This window comes from Priestia sp. P5_B4 (assembly GCF_056400385.1).
This window is the reverse complement of sequence record NZ_JBFULJ010001448.1, coordinates 1-594: the sequence shown is the minus strand read 5'-3', so window position 1 is coordinate 594 and position 594 is coordinate 1. Positions and strand designations below refer to the sequence as shown.

The window sequence follows — 594 nt, the reverse complement described above, 5'->3', positions numbered from 1 at the left end:
TCGGTTATTCGAAGGGCGCGCCCGACATCCTCGAAGCGATCGTCACGTATCCGGAGATCCGCAGCCGGGTGGCGGCCGTGCTGAGCGCGGCAGGTTCAATCCGAGGTTCGGCGCTGGCCGATGATGCCGAGCAATACCAAGCCGATCTGCTGCAACACTTTCCGGGCGCCACCTGCGGCCCGGGCGACGGCGGCGGCGTGGAGAGCCTGCGGCCCGCGACGCGCCAAGCGTGGCTTGCGCAACATCCGTTGCCGCGCGAGGTCCACTACTACTCGCTCGCGACCTTCCCGCAGCCGGAGCGGATTTCGTCGATCCTGAAGTCCAGCTACAAGAAGCTGGCGCGCATCGACGCGCGCAACGACAGCCAGGTGATCTTCTACGACCAACTCGTGCCGGGCAGCACGCTCGTCGGTTATCTCAACGCCGACCACTGGGCGGTGGCAGTCCCGATTTCGCGCACGCACCCCATGATCGGTTCCATCTTCGTGACGCAGAATGCGTATCCACGCGAGGCGCTGCTGGAGGCCCTCCTGCGATTCCTCGAAGAGGACCTCTCGCGCTAAGGGACGTCAGCTGCGCGTGCTCAGTCGTATC

The 594-nt window shown here is 65.5% G+C and carries 1 protein-coding gene; it reads left to right on the top strand.

Annotated elements, in window-relative coordinates; translation table 11 throughout:
* Nucleotides 1-563, top strand: a 563-nt coding sequence (locus AC1DRF_RS31540; protein ID WP_477742765.1) for a hypothetical protein, incomplete at its 5' end; no start/stop codon positions are given.
* Nucleotides 564-594: the final 31 nt, after the last annotated feature.